Origin of the sequence: Mesorhizobium sp. M8A.F.Ca.ET.021.01.1.1, from assembly GCF_003998025.1 — a bacterium.
Classification (GTDB): Bacteria; Pseudomonadota; Alphaproteobacteria; order Rhizobiales; family Rhizobiaceae; genus Mesorhizobium.
In genome coordinates, this window is sequence record NZ_RZSJ01000832.1 from 1 (window position 1) to 1940 (window position 1940).

At 62.6% G+C, this 1940-nt stretch carries 3 protein-coding genes; 1 reads left to right on the plus strand and 2 read right to left on the minus strand.

The features are described 5' to 3' along the window. Positions 1 to 577: protein-disulfide reductase DsbD domain-containing protein (locus EOA36_RS34480; RefSeq protein WP_127281135.1), on the minus strand; the 577-nt coding region annotated here is incomplete at its 3' end. Between the two features lie 172 nt (positions 578 to 749). Between EOA36_RS34480 and EOA36_RS34485 the strand changes: the two genes are divergently transcribed. Further along, entirely contained in the window at positions 750 to 1358 is a 609-nt protein-coding gene (locus EOA36_RS34485; RefSeq protein ID WP_127281136.1) for a YqgE/AlgH family protein, read from the plus strand. A 25-nt stretch (positions 1359 to 1383) separates the two neighbouring features. Here EOA36_RS34485 and EOA36_RS34490 read toward each other — a convergent pair. Next, a partial coding sequence (locus EOA36_RS34490; protein WP_145969480.1) for an EAL domain-containing protein occupies positions 1384 to 1940 on the minus strand: 557 nt, incomplete at its 5' end.

Consider the following 1940-nt stretch of genomic DNA (forward strand, 5'->3'; position numbering starts at 1 on the left):
TCTCGTGATTGCCCGGCAGCACGTTGATGCCAAAGTCGGGTTTTGCAGCCGCCGGCAATGCCGTGAAACTCGCCTTTACCAATGCCGTGTCGTCGGCATTGTCGGGATCGGCAGCGGGGTCGACGCTCAGCCGTGTCTGCACGGGGATGCAGATGGTTTCGCAAATGCCGAGAAAGACGTCGGCATCGATGACGGCCGGCTGGTTCGGCGTCGACAGCGTGAACGTCACCGGCAGCGAAACCGGATAGTTGTAGCCGGCCCATTTGCCATAGCCATCGTCGTGACGCTGCGGCGCGGGAAACGACAGTGTCGCATCGGCGATATTGGTGCTGGCCGAAATGTCGAGCTGCGGCGGCACGCCGGCGTCACCAGGGTCGCGCCAATAGGTCTTCCAGCCGGGTTTGAGGGCTATGTCGAGGACACCCCGGATGCGGCCGGCGTCGTCCGGCTTGCCTGATGTCACCAGCCGCACCTTGCCGCCTTCGCTGTTGTACCAGGCGGATGAGGAGGCGGTGGCGGGAAGGGCGGTTGCCAATCCGATGGCGGCGCCGAGCAACAGGATTTTCAAGCTTTGCATGGCGGTGATTTGATCGTCCGTTCGTGGCCGCGCAATGATTTCATGGCCGTGCTGATATCATATTTGCGTGACCTTTGCGGGCAAGCCAAGACCGGCCCCGCAATATGGGCTTTGGTCGAATCCGGTACGGCGCATCTTTTCGGCGCCCGGGAAACGCGTTACCCTCCCTGGAATGGATTTGTTGCGCCACAAGAAGACAGCCGCCCGCCGTGGCTTTCTCGACGATCAGTTCCTGATTGCCATGCCTGGCATGAAGGACGACCGTTTCACGCGCTCGGTCATCTACATCTGCGCGCACAGCGATGAAGGCGCGATGGGCCTGATCATCAATCAGACGCAGCAGATGCTGTTTCCGGACCTTCTGGTGCAGCTCGGCATCATGAACGAGCAGGAGGCGATCCGCCTGCCGGCGCAGGCGCGCGATTTCGTCGTGCGCAATGGCGGGCCTGTCGACCGCAGCCGGGGCTTCGTCCTGCATTCGGGTGACTACCGCGTGGAATCCTCGCTCACCGTTTCCGACGACATCTGCCTGACCGCGACGGTTGACATATTGCGGGCGATATCGTCGGGGCGCGGGCCGCGTCGTGCGCTGATGGCGCTGGGCTATTCCGGCTGGGGCGCCGGCCAACTGGAGACCGAGATCGCCGAGAATGGCTGGCTGACCTGCCCGGCAACACCGGAATTGCTGTTCGACGCCGATATCGAGCGTAAATACGACCGGATCCTTGCCTCGATCGGCATCGATCTCGCGCATCTCAGCCTCGCCGCCGGCCACGCGTAACATATCGGGCCGACGCCCAAGGCTTCTAGGCCTGCGTCAGCGGATACTGCTCTTTCAGCGTTTTCAGCACCTGGTCGCCCGGCATCGGCGCGCCGAACATGAAGCTCTGCACATATTCGCAGCCCATCTGGCGCAGCTCGAGCGCATCGCGCTCGTCGGAGATGCCCTCGGCGACGACAGACAGGCCGAGCTCATGCGCCATGTTGACCATGGATTTGAGCAGCACGGCGCGCTTGGGCGTGCTGTCGTCGACGAAGCTCTTGTCGATCTTGATGGTGTCGAAGGGGAACCGCGTCAGATAGGCGAGCGATGAATAGCCGGTGCCGAAATCGTCCAGCGACAGGCCAATGCCGAGCTGTTTCAGCTTGGTCAGCACATGGGCCGTCTGTTCGGGATTGTCCATGACCAGGGACTCGGTGAGTTCGAGCCGGAAGCAGCGTGGCTTCAAATTGGCGCGTGCGATCACGGAACGCACATCGCTGACCAGGTCGCGGCGGATGAGCTGGCGGCTGGACAGGTTGACCGAGACCGACAGCGGTGCGTCGCCGATCTGCTTTTGCCATCCCGCGAGATCCTCGGCCG